The 16745-nt window shown below is 61.8% G+C and carries 14 protein-coding genes; 7 read left to right on the forward strand and 7 right to left on the reverse strand.

The genetic code is table 11. The features are described 5' to 3' along the window. The first annotated feature begins 603 nt into the window (after nucleotides 1–603). The 6 genes from AWB78_RS35495 to AWB78_RS35520 all read left to right on the forward strand — a co-directional run bounded on the left by AWB78_RS35495 (nucleotide 604) and on the right by AWB78_RS35520 (nucleotide 6253). Complete coding sequence (locus AWB78_RS35495; protein WP_062611392.1) at nucleotides 604–1563, forward strand: 4-hydroxyproline epimerase; 960 nt, start codon at nucleotides 604–606, stop codon at nucleotides 1561–1563. Then, nucleotides 1545–2765, forward strand: a complete 1221-nt coding sequence (locus AWB78_RS35500; RefSeq protein WP_082883536.1) for an NAD(P)/FAD-dependent oxidoreductase — start codon at nucleotides 1545–1547, stop codon at nucleotides 2763–2765. The genes AWB78_RS35495 and AWB78_RS35500 overlap by 19 nt, the downstream gene beginning before the upstream one ends. Continuing rightward, nucleotides 2758–3027, forward strand: coding sequence for a 2Fe-2S iron-sulfur cluster-binding protein (locus AWB78_RS35505; protein ID WP_062611370.1), 270 nt, complete (start codon nucleotides 2758–2760; stop codon nucleotides 3025–3027). The genes AWB78_RS35500 and AWB78_RS35505 overlap by 8 nt, the downstream gene beginning before the upstream one ends. After that, nucleotides 3024–4289: an FAD-dependent oxidoreductase gene (locus tag AWB78_RS35510; protein WP_062611372.1), complete on the forward strand. Its 1266-nt coding sequence runs from the start codon at nucleotides 3024–3026 to the stop codon at nucleotides 4287–4289. The genes AWB78_RS35505 and AWB78_RS35510 overlap by 4 nt, the downstream gene beginning before the upstream one ends. Nucleotides 4290–4351: 62 nt before the next feature. Continuing rightward, on the forward strand, nucleotides 4352–5116 hold the full coding sequence (locus AWB78_RS35515; protein WP_062611374.1) for an AraC family transcriptional regulator: 765 nt from the start codon (nucleotides 4352–4354) through the stop codon (nucleotides 5114–5116). A 192-nt stretch (nucleotides 5117–5308) separates the two neighbouring features. Next, nucleotides 5309–6253: a dihydrodipicolinate synthase family protein gene (locus tag AWB78_RS35520; protein WP_062611375.1), complete on the forward strand. Its 945-nt coding sequence runs from the start codon at nucleotides 5309–5311 to the stop codon at nucleotides 6251–6253. Nucleotides 6254–6879: 626 nt separating this feature from the next. On the opposite strand, the gene AWB78_RS35525 is transcribed toward AWB78_RS35520, so the two are convergent. The 7 genes from AWB78_RS35525 to AWB78_RS35555 form a co-directional block, all read right to left on the reverse strand. Continuing rightward, nucleotides 6880–7674 (reverse strand): IclR family transcriptional regulator, encoded by a 795-nt coding sequence (locus AWB78_RS35525; RefSeq protein WP_062611377.1) that lies wholly within the window; start codon nucleotides 7672–7674, stop codon nucleotides 6880–6882. Nucleotides 7675–8212: 538 nt separating this feature from the next. Then, nucleotides 8213–8509 (reverse strand): DUF1330 domain-containing protein, encoded by a 297-nt coding sequence (locus AWB78_RS35530; protein WP_062611379.1) that lies wholly within the window; start codon nucleotides 8507–8509, stop codon nucleotides 8213–8215. 72 nt (nucleotides 8510–8581) lie between these two features. Next, nucleotides 8582–9058 carry a cupin domain-containing protein gene (locus AWB78_RS35535; RefSeq protein WP_062611381.1) on the reverse strand — a complete coding sequence of 159 codons (477 nt, stop codon included), beginning with the start codon at nucleotides 9056–9058 and terminating at the stop codon, nucleotides 8582–8584. A gap of 56 nt (nucleotides 9059–9114) precedes the next feature. Then, entirely contained in the window at nucleotides 9115–10023 is a 909-nt protein-coding gene (locus AWB78_RS35540) for an NAD(P)-dependent oxidoreductase (protein WP_062611393.1), read from the reverse strand. A gap of 97 nt (nucleotides 10024–10120) precedes the next feature. After that, entirely contained in the window at nucleotides 10121–11662 is a 1542-nt protein-coding gene (locus tag AWB78_RS35545) for an acetolactate synthase large subunit (protein ID WP_062611383.1), read from the reverse strand. Nucleotides 11663–11758: 96 nt separating this feature from the next. Continuing rightward, entirely contained in the window at nucleotides 11759–12982 is a 1224-nt protein-coding gene (locus tag AWB78_RS35550) for a CaiB/BaiF CoA transferase family protein (protein ID WP_062611384.1), read from the reverse strand. Nucleotides 12983–13040: 58 nt separating this feature from the next. Next, complete coding sequence (locus AWB78_RS35555) at nucleotides 13041–14495, reverse strand: aldehyde dehydrogenase family protein (protein WP_062611386.1); 1455 nt, start codon at nucleotides 14493–14495, stop codon at nucleotides 13041–13043. 604 nt (nucleotides 14496–15099) lie between these two features. On the opposite strand from AWB78_RS35555, the gene AWB78_RS35560 reads away from it, so the two are divergent. Beyond that, a complete protein-coding gene (locus tag AWB78_RS35560) occupies nucleotides 15100–16500 on the forward strand; it encodes a GntP family permease (RefSeq protein WP_062611388.1) in 1401 nt (466 codons plus the stop codon). Nucleotides 16501–16745: the final 245 nt, after the last annotated feature.

Genomic DNA, 16745 nt, shown 5'->3' on the forward strand with positions numbered 1-16745 from the left:
TAAGTCTGAAAACGCAACAGGGCATCTTTTGATGCAGTGCAGCACTATGGCAATCCGCCCCTTTTTATTGTCGGCTTTGAAAGCATTATTGGTGGCGGTTCCCGCAGACTATGTGGAGATGAAACGTGTCCAGGTGAGAGGTACAAGTTCCTTAACGCAAACTTTGGCCTGTCTAATGCATGACACTTCGAACGGCGGTAGCAACCTTCCGGCCAAGTTTCCCCGCAGACTTTGATGTTCCTCGATACATGGCGATACAGGCCTCTCGAGCGAAGGTCGCTTGGCGTTGGGAACGGAGAAGTCAGCCAACGACTGGGATCAGGTCATCAATGACAGTCCAGGCGAAGGACCAAGGGACATATATATCGAGACGATCGGGGGGCTTCTGTCGCAGCGGCGATCTCAATGTGAAGGAGGGCGGTCGAACGCCGGTGATCCTCGGTCATCGGCCTTTGCGGCCGTTCAGGCGGCGCCGTTCGTCAGGCGGCTTCACGTTCCTTTCCCGCCCGTCCGGAGCACGGCGCCGCCGCTATGCCGAAATCGTTATCGGCACGGGTGCGTTCGACCAAGACTGCGGGGTGGTCGCCGCTTATGATTTTTGCCATGAAAACACTCTCTCACATCGACGTCGTCGATTCGCATACGGGCGGTGAACCCACGCGCCTCGTCATCTCCGGTGGCCCCGATCTCGGTCGCGGCCCGCTTTCGGATCGACTCGAAATCTTTCGCCGCGACTTCGACCACCTGCGCGCGGGCATCGTCAACGAACCGCGTGGTTCGGACGTGATGGTCGGCGCGCTGCTCTGCGAACCGCACGATCCGTCCTGCACGGCAGGCGTGATCTTCTTCAATAACGTCGGCTTTCTCGGCATGTGCGGGCACGGGACCATCGGCCTGATCGCGTCGCTCGCGCATCTTGGACGGATCGAGCCTGGCGTTCACCGGATCGAGACGCCGGTCGGCGTGGTCGAAGCCGAGCTGCACGACGACCAGAGCGTGACCGTGCGCAACGTGCCCGCGTACCGCTACCGGACCGACGTGGCGCTGGACGTGCCGGCGTTCGGGCGTGTGCACGGTGACATCGCGTGGGGCGGAAACTGGTTCTTCCTCGTCTCCGACCACGGGCAGGCGCTCGACTTCGCACGCGTCGAAGCGCTCACCGACGCCGCGTGGGCCATCCGCGAAGCACTCGAAGCGAACGGCGTGACCGGCGAGAACGGCGCGGTCATCGACCATATCGAATTGTTCGCGGCGTCGCCGACGCAAGGCGTCGACAGCCGCAACTTCGTCCTGTGTCCCGGCAAGGCGTACGACCGCTCGCCCTGCGGCACGGGGACGAGTGCGAAGATCGCGTGCCTCGCGGCCGACGGCCTGCTCGCGCCGGACGCGCTGTGGCGGCAGGAAAGCATCGTCGGGAGCGTGTTCGAGGCGCGCTATGAGCGCGATGACGCCCTCGCGCCGGGCTTCGTGCGGCCCAGCATCCGGGGCACCGCGCACGTGAACGCCGAAGCGAAGCTGGTGTTCGCAAGCGACGATCCGTTCGCGTGGGGCATCCGCACGTGAACACGAGTGCCGCCCTGAGACGCAGTCATCCCGACGTGGTCGTGGTCGGGGCGGGCATCGTCGGCGCGGCGTGCGCGCACGAGCTCGCATGCCGCGGCGCCGATGTTCTCGTGCTCGATCGCGCGGGCATCGGCGGAGGCGTCACTGCCGCGGGCATGGGGCATGTCGTCGTGATGGACGACACGCCAGCCGAATTCGCGCTCTCGTCGTGGTCGCGGCAATTGTGGCTCGATCTCGCGCCGCGCCTCGACCCGCGCCAGGCTTTCGTGCGCTGCGGCACCGTCTGGGTCGCCGCCGACGACGAAGAATACGATCTCGCGGCCGAACGCCGGGATGCGCTCATGCGTCAGGGCATCGCGTGTGAAATGCTCGACGCGCAGCAGTTGCGCGAGGCGGAGCCGTATCTTCGCGACGGTTTGCGAGGCGGCATGATCATTCCCGATGACGCCGTGGTCTACGCGCCTTCGGCTGCCGACTGGCTTCTTGCGGCAGAGGGCAGGCGTGGACGCGTCAGGTGCCGGCTCGGCGCACCCGTCTCACGCCTGACCCGCGAAGGAGTGATGCTCGCGGATGGCGAGGTCATCGCGGCGGGCGCGGTGCTGGTCGCCAATGGCCTCCAGGCCGTGGATCTGCTGCCCGGTCTGCCGATGCAGGCGAAGAAAGGGCATCTGCTGATTACCGATCGCTATCCGGGCGTGATCCGCCATCAGGTTCTGGAACTCGGCTACATCAAGAGCGCGCACAGCGCGACGGGCACCTCGGTCGCGTTCAATGTGCAGCCGCGTCCGACCGGGCAATTGCTGATCGGTTCGTCGCGGCAGTTCGACAGCGTCGATCCGGCCATCGAGCCCGCCATTCTGGCGCGCATGCTGCAACGCGCGAGCGAATATCTTCCGCAGCTTCCCACGCTCAACGCGATCCGCGCGTGGACCGGCTTCCGGCCCGCGACGCACGACGGTCTGCCGTTGATCGGCCCGGCGGCGCACTTCGCGAACGACGACGGCCTTGCCGTTCCGACGTGGCTCGCGACGGGCCACGAGGGTCTCGGCGTGACCACCGCGCTCGGCACCGCAAAACTCATCGCGGCGCAGATGACCGGCTCCCCGGACGATGTGCCCATCGACCCGACGCCGTATTTGCCGGCGCGTTTTCGCAGCACGAGCGCCACGGATGGCGTCAGTGAAGGAGTCGCGCATGTCTGAAGCGCTCGTGACGGTCCGGATAGACGGGCGCAGCGTGAATGTGACGCGCGGCAGTTCGGTCGCGGCGGCGGTGGCGCTCGCGGCGGGCGGCGCGGACGTGGTCACCCGGCGGTCGGTGAGCGGTGCGGCACGTGGTCCGTTGTGCGGCATGGGCGTATGCCAGGAATGCCGCGTCACCATCGATGGCGTGCGCCACCGGCTGGCCTGCCAGACGCTTTGCGCAGAGGGCATGTCGATCGAGACGGGAAGAACATTTGCATGAACTTCGACATTCTTATCATCGGCGCCGGTCCGGCCGGATTGCACGCGGCGCGCGTGGCCGCCGCGGCGGGCGCGAAGGTCGGCATCGTCGATGACAATCCGCTGCCCGGCGGCCAGATCTGGCGTCAGGGTCCGCGCCATGCACCGAAGGGCCCTGCGCGCGCAGCCATCGATGCGCTCGCGCAATACAAGGACATCACGCATCTCGGCGGTACGCGCGTGATACAGGCGCTGCCTGACCGCCAGATTCTCGTCGAAGACGCGACACGTGGATTCAAAATCGGGTACGGGAAACTGATCGTGGCGACCGGCGCGCGCGAGCGCTTCCTGCCGTATCCCGGCTGGACGCTTCCGGGTGTGACAGGCGCGGGCGGATTGCAGGCGCTGATCAAGGGCGGCACGCCGGTGCGCGGCGAACGCATCGTGATCGCCGGAACCGGGCCGCTGCTCTGGGCTGCGGCGGTCACGGCACGGGAGCAGGGCGCGCAGGTCGCGGCGATCGTCGAGCAGGCGGCGCCGGGCGATGTCAGACGCTTCGCCATGGGCCTTCTGCACACGCCCGCTAAGCTCGCTCAGGCGTTGCGGATGCGCTTCGATCTGCGCGCGACGCCGTATTACCGCGATGCCCATGTAGCAGAAGCGTGCGGCGATGCCCGCCTCACGCACGTGCGCGTTCGCCGTGGCGACGAGGACATGCGCATCGATTGCGATCGGCTGGCGTGCGCGTATGGACTGGTGCCGAACACGCAGATCGGGCGCGCGCTCGGTTGCGACGTGCTCGACACGCCGGGCGGCGCGGCGCTGCGAGTCGATGAATGGCAGGCCACATCGGTCGACGATATCTACGCCGCCGGGGAATGCACGGGCGTCGGCGGCATGGAACTGTCGGCGCTCGAAGGTCGTATCGCGGCTTGCGCGGCGCTCGGCGAGCGCAAGCGGGCGCGGGTGCATTTTGCGGAACGCGAACGTTATCGGCGCTTCGCGCGGCGCATGCACGACGCGTTCTCGCTCGATGCGAAGCTGCGCGCGCTGGCTGCGCCAGACACGATCCTCTGCCGCTGCGAAGATGTCAGATTCGGCGAGGCGGCGCTGCATCGCTCGTGGCGCGACGCGAAGCTGCAAACACGCTGCGGCATGGGGCCGTGCCAGGGCAAGATCTGCGGTGAGGCGGCGGCGTTCTGCTTCGGCTGGGAAGCGACCGGATCGGCCGGGCAACGTCCGCCGTTCTCGCCTGCTCGCATCGAGACCCTTCTGGAAGGGTAACGAATGGGGCGGGCGCTCCCTGAAAGGATAATCAGGCGCTTCCTCACTCGTTCGTAAGCGCAATGTCCGAAATGCTCCTGCCCGCCACCACCGAAGTGCAATCGCTGCAGCAGATGGTGGCTCACTTCACGCTCCTGGAGCCCCTGTTCGACGCGATGCCCGACGTGGTCTTTTTCGTGAAGGACGACAAGGCGCGCTATCTGATCGTGAACACCACGCTTGTGATGCGCTGCGGCCGCAAGAAGAAAGAGGCGTTGCTCGGGAAGACCGCCGAGGAGGTTTTTCCCGCGCGTTTCGGCGAGGTCTATACGGCTCAGGACGCCAATGTCGTGCGTTCGCAGAGCCGCTTCATCGATCAGCTCGAACTCCATCCGTATCCGGGACGGCAGTCGGGCTGGTGCCTGACGTCGAAGGTGCCCTTGCACGATGCGCATGGGCGGATTCTTGGCGTCGCCGGCATTTCACGGGACCTGCGCGCGGCCGAGGATACGCATCCTGCCTATGGTCGCCTCGCGGTCGCTGCGAAAAGCATCCAGGACAACTACGCGCAGCCGCTGAAACTGGCTCGTCTGGCATCGCTCATCGACATGTCCGTCGCGCAGATGGAACGCTACTTCGACAAGATCTTCCATCTCACGCCACGGCAGATGCTGCTCAAGACGCGTCTCGATGCCGCGTCCCGATTGCTCGCGAGCGAAGCCAGCATCACCGATGTCGCCACGCAATGCGGCTACACCGATCACAGCGCATTCACGCGGCAATTCAAGGCCACGGTGGGCGTGACGCCCAGTCAATACCGTGTGCTTTTGCACGCCGATCGTCGATAGCCGCGCATCCGGCTGTGCCGAATTCGTCTTTTCGGGTCGGGAATGGGCGCAAGCCGCGCGCATTTTGAATGGCGATACTGCTCAACATGGCCGAGGTCATTGGCGGGCGCGCCGAAGCGTTTCTCATGAAAGGTGCGGCGCGATTTTCCCCGTCATGCGGGTTTCCAACTATTCAACGTCGAAAGGAAGCACATGAGCAACAACATCTTCACCGGCACCATTCCGGCTCTCATGACGCCATGCACGGCCGAGCGCACGCCTGATTTCGATGCACTCGTCGCCAAGGGACGCGAGCTCATCGATCTCGGCATGAGTGCCGTCGTCTATTGCGGATCGATGGGCGACTGGCCGCTTCTGACCGAAGCGCAGCGTCAGGAAGGCGTGGCGCGCCTGGTTGCTGCCGGCATTCCGACCATCGTCGGCACGGGCGCGGTGAATTCGAAGGAAGCGGTCTCTCATGCGGCACACGCAGCGAAGGTGGGCGCAGGCGGCCTGATGGTCATTCCGCGCGTGCTTTCGCGCGGCGCCTCGCCTGCCGCGCAGAAGGCCCACTTCTCCGCGATTCTCGAAGCTGCGCCCGCGCTTCCTGCAGTGATCTACAACAGCCCTTACTACGGCTTCGCCACCCGCGCCGATCTGTTCTTCGAGTTGCGCGCCAAGTACCCCAACCTGATCGGCTTCAAGGAATTCGGCGGCGCGGCGGACATGCGTTACGCAGCCGAGCACATCACCAGCCAGGACGACGATGTGACCTTGATGGCGGGCGTCGACACCCAAGTGTTCCACGGCTTCGTCAACTGCGGCGCTACGGGCGCCATCACAGGCATCGGCAATGCGCTGCCGCGTGAAGTCCTGCTGCTGGTCGATTTGTGCCGCAAGGCCGTCAAGGGCGATGTGACGGCACGCCGTCGGGCGCGCGAGCTGGAGTCGGCGCTCAACGTGCTTTCGTCGTTCGACGAAGGAACCGACCTCGTGCTGTACTACAAGTATTTGATGGTGCTCAACGGCGACAAGGAATACACGCTTCACTTCAACGAAACCGATGTGCTCAGCGAGGCGCAGCGTCGTTATGCACAGACGCAGTACGAATTGTTCCGCAACTGGTTTGCCAGCTGGTCGAAAGAATCGATCGCCTGACGCTGTTAGCGCTTATTAGCTTCGTCGAAAGCGGCCAACTTTGGCCGCTTTGCTTTTTCTCCGGACCACCTCTTCCGTTTCCGTCTTCATAGTCCGCACCGATAAAAACTATAAGCATGATCGATTGATCGAAACGAAGCCGCCGCTTCGTCTATTGGTCTTCATTATTCGTGCAATACAAACTGTGGACGTCGGTCGGCAACAGGAGTTTCGATGAAGGCGGAGGAGGGCTGGATCGATCATCGTGCGGAACAATCGCCGCCGCAGAGCCGCAGAGCCGCAGAGCCGCAGAGCCGCACGACGTGTGGCATGTCTCGTTGGACCACAAGCACGTCGCTACCGAAGCAAGGTTCGATGACGCCATTCGTCAAGCGAAGGCACGAGTTGATGCGGCGACAGAGGGAACGATGCGCGACAGACCCGTACGAAAGCACATCGGACGTTTGAACGCTGCCAGATAAAGATAGTCTGGGACCGTGCCGCGCCTTCGTCGATTGCGTCGAATAGAGACTTGATACCATCCACGCGATGGGTCTGCGCGTGGCTCTGACATGGCGCGCCACACCCGAAACGACCGTATAACTCGACGGTGGCTCGGCGCAGGGCTGCGCCAAATCGTGCTGAGATCAAGAGAACGATGCATTGCTTCCACAAGCCTGCGAAACTCGCGTGCTCGTTTCAACAAGACACTTGATGGCCTTGGCCTTGATTCGTCCGACATCAGCGCTCGCGCCGATCAAGGTCAGACAAGCAACCGCTTCCTCCTGAACGTCGAGTATCGGAGCGCTGATAGCCGCAAGGCCAGGAATAAGGACCGATTCGGCTTCGTCGTATCCGCGCTTGCGGATCTTTTCGAGGCGCTCAAGCAACTTCGCAGGCGGCTGCTCGAGATTGCGGGAGACTGCCAGCTCGATAAGATGATCCCGGACCTGCTCTGGCATGAACGCCAGCATCACTCGTCCCGTGGCCGAATTAGTCAACTGGAACGTGGATCCGACCGATAGCGTGGTGATGAACGGAACGTAACTGCGCTCCCAACGGACGATGGTCGGACCACGATCACCCAGTACGTTGAGCAGCGTAGGAAGCCCCGTGCTCGCGACTAGTTGCGGCATGGCCTCGCTCGCAAGGCGCAGGGGATCCAGACGTCCGAGCGCCGAGGCGCCGATGCGAAGCGCGGTAGGTCCCAGGTCGTAGAGACCCGTGATCTCGTCCTGGACCGCGAGTCCGCTCGCCATGAGACTGGCGAGGTAGCGATGCGCGAGGCTATTCGGCATGTCCACTGCACGCGCCAAATCGCGCAAGGGCGCCGCTTTCCCTGCCTCGACAAGCGCGAGCAGGACTTCCGTCGCCTTGTCAGCCGATTGAATGCGGCGACGTCCTGTGCCGTTGCCGGCGGAAGCCGAGGCGGTGTCGTCCACAGGCGCACCTGAGAATGGTGCGACTCGCTTTTTCGCTTCTGACAATGTCGTCGATGCCTCTCAATGGGGTCGGTCCGCGAATCCGTGTGCGCCTCCATCAGGAGAGTTCGTTTAATCAAGGCGCACAGGGCCACTCTGATAGGCGGCTGAGTCTACCACGTCGATTCCACAGTCCGATGTCGACGAAGCGTTCGCTGCCGCATTCTTGAGGGTGGTATCGATACTCTTCCCGTTATATGTTCGCGTCAACGAGGCAGCACGAGCGTAGAGACGCAGATTCTTCCACCCCTTTCGCCTCACGAGATCGAAAATCCACCATCAGGCGCAAAAATCTGGCCGGTCGTGGTCTTCGATTCGTCGACGCCAGGAATAGCAGTCATCGCCACTTCTTCTGGCTTGACGAGTCCGGGAAAGTTGTCGCTCGCTGGGTTTTTTCAGCACGTCCAGGTGCTTTTCGACGAGGTCCAGCTCTTTTAGCGGAAACTCGGACGAAGCCGCGGCTGCATCGGAGAAGCTCGCGGCGTCGCTCGTCTGTCCGTTAATCCGTTCCGGACAGGCACATGACACGCGCGTCCGCATTACGAAGGCGAAGGGGCAGGATAGTCTGATAAGCGGCCGATGCATACCAGTCTTCCGCTTTCTTTGGGCTCTCGAATTCGAGGACCACGATGGTGCCCGTGTCGGTCCCGCCTTCGAGCACGTTTTGAGTACCGCCCCGAATCAGAAAGGTGCCGCCGTATGCGTCCAGCGTAGCCTGGACCTTGCTACTGTATTCGTTCCATTCCGCTCCGGGCGAACGAATGGTCACTTCGGCGAAGATATAGCCTTTAGTCATTTCTGGAATTGCCTCACGCTTGATTGTGTTTGACAACGCAACGTTGCCGATGTGCTCGCTTGCCGACAGCGTTCAGTGTCTATCGTTTCGAAGTTGGCCTTGCGCGACGAAACGCTCAGGCGGCTCGCAAGCCACCGTTCCCATCTTCGCGGGCACCGAGACTTCGAGCAGTTCGAAATCTTCCGAGATCGCGAGTTCATTGTGCTTGAGCCCGCCCGGAATATGGAGGGACTCTCCCGCACTGACGCGGATATGGCGACCGTCTTCGAAGACGAGATCGACCCAACCGCGCAGCGTGAAGATGAACTGCGATTCGCAGAGGTGATAGTGCCATCCTGTCTGCTGCATTTCGCCGGTTGCGATGGTGAGTTGAGCGCGCATTCGCCCATTCGTGGCGTCCGTGACGCCGAGGTCGCGGTACTTGAAAAAGGTTCGGCGGCCCGGCACGAGCGGAGCCGTCTCCGGGGTGGCGTACGCGAGTTTCGCCATGAGATCGGCGGTATCACTGACAGCCGTGGGGAAATCGGCTTTCTCGGTGGTTGAATCCATTGTCTGCTCCATAGGTGTACGAAATCATAGCGACGTATTCGGAACGCGTTGGCGTCTCACTGCCGTGATGCGCCCCGAACCAGTACCTTGCTGCGCTCTTCGACGAGCTTGATGATCGAGGTGAAATCGTCGCGACCGCGGCCTTGCTCCATCGCCGAGTGCCAAAGGCTTCTCGCCTGGTCCAGCACGGGAACGAGAACCTCCAGGGTGCGAGCCTCGGCGATCGCCAGTTCCACGTCCTTTGCGACAATCGAAATATGTGCGCCGAAATCGAATGCTCCGGGGATCGCGAAGCGAGCAAGAATATCCGCCGCTGCGCTTTGCCCCGTGCTGGATTTGATGACTTCGATCATGGCGTCGGCGTCCAGGCCCGCTTTGGCGCCCATCGCCAGTGCTTCTGATGCGACAGCCATATTCGCGGCCAGCATGATGTTGTTCACCAGCTTCATTGCCTGCGCCTGACCGGGTCGATCGCCTAGCTTGTGAATCTTCTTTGCGATATGACCGAGCCATTGCATTGCAGGTGCGACGTTGTCGCTCGTTCCTGACAACATGATGGATAGCGTGCCGGCACGCGCCGCTGACGGGCCGCCACTGACGGGCGCATCGACCGTGGCGATATTGTTGCGTGCGAGCCTCGTCGCAATCGACGAAACCGCGGTGGGCCCGATCGTCGACATCTCGACGTAGGTCTGCACGGCCTTGCCGGCCGCGACGCCCTCCGGACCGAAGATCGCGGCTTCGCAAACGTCACTGCTCGGCAGGCAGGCCATGACGACAGCGGCCGAATCCGCGACCGAGCGAGGGCTTGCATGCGCGACCGCTCCCGCTTCCACGAGCTGCGTTACAGCCTCGGGGTTCGGATCGAAAACGTGTACTTTCGATTCAGGTTGAATGAGCCGCATGGCCATTGCGGCGCCCATGTTCCCAAGGCCAAGAAAGCCGACGTGCGTTATAGCGCTCACGTTCGTATGTCTCCAAAGATTCTTCCGCGTCGTCAGCATGGCACCTGTGCCACGCCGCGCCTGGTGGATTCCGCGCTTTGCGTAGAGCGGTGCCTCGTCAAACAAGCAGTTCGATCAGGAAAGGCCCGTTCTCACGGAAGCTCTGCTTCATCAGATCAGCGCATTCCTCGAGCGTCGTTGCACGCGCGGCTTCAACGCCCATGCCATTCGCCAGCTTGACCCAGTCGAGATCGGGATTCGACAGATCGAGCATGCCCATGGCAGTCGGCCCTGGTACAGCCCCGACGTTCTCGTATTCGCCGATGAGGATGTTGTACTTGCGGTTACTGAGCAAAATCGTCGTGCAGGGGAGTCTTTCGCGAGCTTGCGTCCACAATGATTGAAGCGAATACATCGCCGAGCCGTCAGCCTGCAGGCTGATCACTCTTCGCGATCCGCCGCTGGCCACGGCCGCGCCGGTCGCAACCGGAAGGCCGTCACCGATAGCGCCGCCGGTGAGCTGCAGCCAGTCATGCGGTGCCGCCGCGTGCGTGAACTTGTAGAAGCCGCGTCCATAAGAAATGCTTTCATCCGAAACGATCGCGTTTTCCGGCATCAAGGCCGCGAGTGTTCGCGCGAGGCCTTCCTGCGTCGGCGCGCCGCTGCCGGCTTCGGGGCGCGGTCCCGCATCGGGCATATCGACCACGGGCGCGTCGAGCGCTTCAGCGAGCGCGAGCAGGGCGGCTTCGGGGTCTTGATCGACGCGCGACAGATAGTGCAACTGGGCACCGCTGGAATACTGGGTCGACGGTTTGCCGGGATACGCGAAGAACCCGACTGGCGGCTTCGCATTGACCAGAATGATGTGCTGGAACGGCTCCAGCACTTTGATCGCCTGATCGGTGTTGTATGGCACGCGTTCGACCGGCAGACGACCGCGTCCACGCGCGATGCGCCCATTCACATATTCGTATTTCAGGGTCGCGCCGGTCGCGCTGGCGATTCGCCACGCCAGGGCCTGGGCTTTCGGAAGCGCGCAGCGACCGCCTAGAAGAATCAAAACGTTCTTCTCGCGGCGCAGCATGCGCACCGCGTTTTCGACAGCCAACGGGTCGATGCTCGGGGCTGCCGGTACCGGAAGCGCGCGCGCGGCGACGCCACCCGCGTCCCACGACGTATCGGAAGGCAGGATCAGGGTTGCGATCTGTCCCGGCGCGGTACGGGCGGCAGCGACAGCCGCGGCGGCGTCACGGCCGACATCCGCGGCGTGCCTGCTTGTGCGAACCCAGCGCGATACAGCGCCCGCGAGGCCGGCTGTATCAGCGGTAAGCGGTGCATCGTAGGGGGCGTGATAGGTGGCCTGATCGCCCACGATATTGACGATCCCGCTATTGGCCCTGCGCGCATTGTGCAGGTTGGCCCAGCCATTGGCGAGGCCTGGGCCGCAATGCAACAGTGTGCTCGCAGGCTTTCCGGCAATGCGATAGTAGCCATCGGCCATTCCGGTCACGATGTTTTCCTGCAGTCCGAGCACGCAGCGCATGCCGGGAATCTGATCCAGGGCAGCGACAAAGTGCATCTCGCTTGTGCCGGGGTTGGCAAAGCAGGTATCGATCCCTGACTCCAGCAGTGTGGTGACCAAACTTTCAGCGCCGTTCATTTCGTACTTTCTCCGGTTCAACAATGTGCGAGTCGGGTTGCATGACGACACTTCACCGACGCGCGATTCAACACGATCCACGACGACACTGAGCCCCTATACGATCGAATCCCGGCGGAGCGCCTGAATCTGTTCATCGGTCAGGCCGCAAAGCGATGCAAGCACCTCGTCAGTGTGCTGGCCCAAAGTGGGAGGCGGTATGTCGTAGCTAACGGGCGACCCGGACATGCGGATCGGGCTCGCCACGCTCGGAACCGCCTTTGAAAGTGGATGCGGGATATCGACTTGCATCTGGCGATGCTTCACCTGCGGATGTTCGAATGCCTGCGCGATGCTATTGATCGGGCCGGCCGGTACGCCTTTCTCATTGAATTGCGACGTCCATTCTTCGACAGTACGCGTGGACATGACTTCCTGAAGCATCGGAACGAGGGTATCGCGGTGCGCCACGCGGGCAGCGTTCGTGGCGAACCTCGGATCGACCGCGAGATGGCGACAGTCGGCGATCTCGCAGAACTTCGCGAACTGACTGTCGTTGCCGACGGCGATCACCAATTGACCGTCCCCGGCATCGAAGACCTGATAGGGAACAATGTTCGCGTGAGCGTTGCCCTGGCGCTGCGGCGTCTTACCCGAAACGAGGTAGTTCAGGTTCATGTTGGCCATCGTGGCGACCTGAACATCGAGCAATGCCATGTCGATGTACTGCCCTTTGCCGGTCGTCGCGCGCTGCGTGATGGCCGCTAGAATGGCGACCGTCGAATACATGCCGGTCATGATGTCGGCGAACGCCACGCCGACCTTCTGCGGTCCGCCGCCGGGGCGATCGTCACTTTCACCGGTAATACTCATCAGGCCGCCCATCCCCTGCACGATGAAGTCATAGCCGGCGAGCGAGGCCAATGGCCCGGTCTGTCCGAACCCCGTCACCGAGCAATAGATGAGACGCGGATTGATTTCGCGAAGGTCTTCATACGACAGACCGTATCGGGCCATGTCGCCGACCTTGTAATTCTCGATGAAGACATCGGCTTGCGACGCCAGCGTGCGAATGATGGCCTGACCTGCGCGGTGCGCGATATTCAGTGTGACCGACTTTTTTCCGCGATTCGCCGCGAGGTAGTAAGCAGCCTCACCCGTGAGATTGCCCTGCGCGTCTTCGAGATACGGCGGACCCCAGCCGCGTGTGTCGTCACCGGTTTTGGGCCGTTCGATCTTGATCACTTCGGCGCCCAGATCGGCTAGCGTCTGGCTGGCCCAAGGTCCGGCGAGCACTCGCGACAGATCGAGTACACGTAATCCGGATAGTGCTTTGGACATCTCCCGTCTCCTGATTGAACCTGCTCGATGGTCAGGGCCGTGTCGTCTGATGACACGCTTATTCATGCGCGCTGGCCGAACTCGCCCAACCCGAAACAGCCTTGACTTCCAGAAATTCCTCGATGCCCCAGACGCCGCCTTCGCGGGCGCGTCCGGATGCCTTGATACCGCCAAAGGGCGAGCCCGGGCCGCGCGGTCTGCCGTTCATTTCGACCATTCCGGAGCGCAGCCGCCCTGCGGCGCGATTGCGCTTCTCGCCGTCAGTCGACTGCACATAGTTCGCGAGCCCATAAGGCGTGTCGTTGGCGATGGCGATCGCTTCCTCTTCGCTGTCGAACGGTATGATCGAGAGCACGGGTCCGAAGATCTCCTCGCGGGCAAGGGCCATCTGGTTGTTCACATCGGCGAATATGGTCGGACGGACGAAGTAGCCGGTTTCGTGTCCTCGCGGACGACCGAGACCTCCCGCGACAAGACGTGCACCCTCGTCGATGCCTTTCCCGATCATCTCCTGCACTTTCTGGAACTGTGCTTCGGAGGCGAGCGGACCGATATGCTTGCCGGGCGCGTGGGCTGCATCGACTGAAACGTCCTCGGCAATGGCCCGCGCTTCATCGACCACGCGCTCATAGATGGCGCGCTCGACCAGCATGCGCGTGGGTGCGTTGCAGCTTTGCCCGGTGTTCTTGAAGCAATGGAGCACGCCGCGTTTGACCGCATTGGCATCCGCATCGGCGAATATGAGGTTCGCGCCCTTGCCGCCGAGTTCGAGCACCACGCGCTTGAGCGTATCGGCGGCCGCTTTCGATATGGCGATGCCCGCGCGCGTCGAACCCGTGAAGCTGATCATGTCGACATCGGGATGAGAAGAAAGGCGCGCGCCGACTCCGATGCCGTCGCCGTTGACGAGATTGAACACGCCCTTCGGGAAACCAGCTTCATCGACGTACTCGGCAAAGAGCATGGACGAGAGCGGTGCGATTTCCGACGGCTTGAGCACCGTTGTGCATCCTGCCAGTAATGCAGGCACGACCTTGAGCGTGACCTGATTCATGGGCCAGTTCCACGGTGTAATCAGGCCGGCAACGCCGATCGGCTCCATCAGGATGCGATCGTTGGGCGCATGCGGTCCCAGAGGCCGTTCGAACGGGAACTCGCGAAACGCCGTGATGAAGTTCCTGATGTGATAAGCACCGGCTCCGACATGATCGGACAGTGCCATGTCGATCGGCGCGCCCATTTCCAGACTGATCACTCGCGCCATTTCCGGGGCGCGGCGCTCGTAGATCTCGAGGAGCCGCTCCACCAGCCGAAGGCGTTCGGCAGGCCTTGCTCCCGACCAGCTTTCGAATGCCAGCCGGGCGGCCTTCACCGCGCGATCGGCGTCAGCCGCATCGCCAATGGAGATGACAGCGCAAGGCTGTTCGGTCGATGGATCGATCACCGGGAGTTCGCGGGCCTTCTCAGGCGTTACCCACTTCCCTTGGATATAGAACTGTCTCTTATCAAGCACGGTTTCTCTCAGTCTTCGGATGCAGAACAGATGGGCTTTCAGACGACTTCCGCAGGCATGCAACGCAGATCGAGGTCGGAAAGTGCCGATGACTGAACGGTAAACCGATTGGTTGGCGTTGTAAATAGGGATATTGCGTTGTCTGTAAGATAATAACCTAGGGTTTTTCCTGGGAGGGCGATGCGCAGGCCTGTCTCTGATCGACAGACAGTCGGCGATCCTCACGCACCGTCCTGCATTGCTGCGCCGACGCCACGGCTCTCGTTGCGGACTTGCCGAACCTCCGGCGGGGAATCAACGGGAGGGAAGCCATAAAATTATCCTATAGACAATGCAATATCCCTATTTACAAAGTTTTGCGGGCGGTTTACCGTTCGGTCACTGGCACTTCGTCCCTGCCGACGCACGGTTCGCTAATCGCTCTGTCATGCCGTTGCATAACCGCTTCTTCAGCGTCCGGCCAGGGCCGGAGAACACGGCCGCGACTGACAGACGCGACCGCTTTACCACTCAATTTGCGGAGTGTTCGATTCGTTGTACGTAACACGGCGGCTGGCGCGATGTCAGAGGCCGATATAACTCATAGATGGAAGTGGAGACTTGCATGGCCCTGATCATTGTCCTTTGTTCGCTGGCTTTTTTGATGCTGGCCGCCTATCGCGGCTATAGCGTCATTCTCTTTGCGCCAATCGCAGCATTAGGTGCCGTTTTGCTGACTGAGCCAGCTGCCGTCGCGCCCGTGTTTTCAGGCATCTTCCTGGAAAAGATGGTGGGCTTCGTGAAGCTCTACTTCCCCGTGTTTCTGCTCGGCGCGTTGTTCGGCAAAGTAATCGAGATATCGGGCTTCGCGGCGGCGATCGTCGCTGCAGCGATCCGCTTTATCGGCCGATCGCGTGCGAATGTGGTGATCATCGTTGTGTGCGCGCTCCTGACGTACGGTGGAGTATCGGTGTTCGTCGTCGTATTCGCGGTTTATCCGTTCGCAGCAGAGCTGTATCGACAAAGCAATATTCCGAAGCGACTCATGCCTGGCGTGATTGCGCTGGGTGCTTTCTGTTTCACGATGGATTCGCTTCCGGGCACGCCGCAGATTCAGAACATCATCCCGACCACGTTCTTCAAGACCACCGGATGGGCCGCGCCTACGCTCGGCACGGCCGGGTCCATTTTCATGCTCATCGTGGGCCTGATTTATCTGGAGTGGCGCCGCAAGAGCGTGATGGCGAAGGGCGAAGGTTACGGTAGTACGCTCTTGAACGAACCGGCTCGCATCGAAGAGCATGCGCTGCCCAATCCCGTGCTCGCGATCATGCCGCTCATATTGGTTGGCGTCGCAAACTATCTCTTCACGAAATGGATTCCGGTCTGGTACGGCGCGTCGTACACCGTTGCGCCGCACGTACTCCCCGGCGTTCTCGCCCCGGTGACCACATCGATCAAAACCGTGACCGCAATCTGGGCCGTCGAAGCAGCGTTGATTCTCGGCATTGCGTTTGTGGTCATCTCGGCATATCGGCGCGTTGTCGCAGCATTCGCCGAAGGCACGCGAGCCGCCGCAGGCGGAGCGTTGCTGGCGGCGATGAATACAGCATCGGAGTACGGCTTTGGTGCGGTGATCGCGGCGTTGTCAGGCTTCGTCGTCATCGGCGACGCCCTCAAGACCATTCCCAATCCGCTCGTGAATGCCGCCGTGTCAGTGAGTACGTTGGCCGGCATTACCGGATCCGCCTCGGGCGGCATGAGCATCGCACTTGCGGCCACATCGGAGATGTTGATCAAGAACGCACAAGCTGCGCATATACCGATGGACGTACTGCATCGCGTAGTGGCCATGGCAAGCGGCGGAATGGACACACTGCCGCACAACGGAGCAGTGATTACGTTGCTGGCGGTGACCGGTCTGACTCATCGTCAATCGTATCCGGAGATTTTCGCCGTGACTCTAATCAAGACGATTGCGGTCGCTTTCGTGATTGGTGTTTATTACGCGACCGGACTGGTTTGAAATCCGAGTTCCACGTCCAGACCAGATTGCCGCGAGCATCTCGCGACCGTCGGACGTGCTCGGCCTGCATAGCCGCTGCTCGTGGAACTCGTCGCAAACGGCAAGAACTTCATGAGCCTGTACCAGTCGGCCTCAACCGCTCAAGGCATCACTTTCCCAATGGAACCACAGTCATGGACCTGAAATTCACCGCTGACGAAGAGGCGTTTCGCACGGAAGTGCTGGAATTCCTGCGCACGTCGCTG

The organism is Caballeronia calidae, from assembly GCF_900044055.2.
GTDB lineage: Bacteria > Pseudomonadota > Gammaproteobacteria > Burkholderiales > Burkholderiaceae > Caballeronia > Caballeronia calidae.

What these genes read in the sequence shown, in the direction of transcription:
- AWB78_RS35530 (WP_062611379.1), bottom strand. Translation starts at nt 8,509, where the DNA reads ATGACTAAAGGCTATATCTTCGCCGAAGTGACCATTCGTTCGCCCGGA.
- AWB78_RS35550 (WP_062611384.1), bottom strand. Translation starts at nt 12,982, where the DNA reads ATGTCCAAAGCACTATCCGGATTACGTGTACTCGATCTGTCGCGAGTG.
- AWB78_RS35535 (WP_062611381.1), bottom strand. Translation starts at nt 9,058, where the DNA reads ATGGATTCAACCACCGAGAAAGCCGATTTCCCCACGGCTGTCAGTGAT.
- AWB78_RS35515 (WP_062611374.1), top strand. Translation starts at nt 4,352, where the DNA reads ATGTCCGAAATGCTCCTGCCCGCCACCACCGAAGTGCAATCGCTGCAG.
- AWB78_RS35520 (WP_062611375.1), top strand. Translation starts at nt 5,309, where the DNA reads ATGAGCAACAACATCTTCACCGGCACCATTCCGGCTCTCATGACGCCA.
- AWB78_RS35510 (WP_062611372.1), top strand. Translation starts at nt 3,024, where the DNA reads ATGAACTTCGACATTCTTATCATCGGCGCCGGTCCGGCCGGATTGCAC.
- AWB78_RS35495 (WP_062611392.1), top strand. Translation starts at nt 604, where the DNA reads ATGAAAACACTCTCTCACATCGACGTCGTCGATTCGCATACGGGCGGT.
- AWB78_RS35560 (WP_062611388.1), top strand. Translation starts at nt 15,100, where the DNA reads ATGGCCCTGATCATTGTCCTTTGTTCGCTGGCTTTTTTGATGCTGGCC.
- AWB78_RS35545 (WP_062611383.1), bottom strand. Translation starts at nt 11,662, where the DNA reads ATGAACGGCGCTGAAAGTTTGGTCACCACACTGCTGGAGTCAGGGATC.
- AWB78_RS35505 (WP_062611370.1), top strand. Translation starts at nt 2,758, where the DNA reads ATGTCTGAAGCGCTCGTGACGGTCCGGATAGACGGGCGCAGCGTGAAT.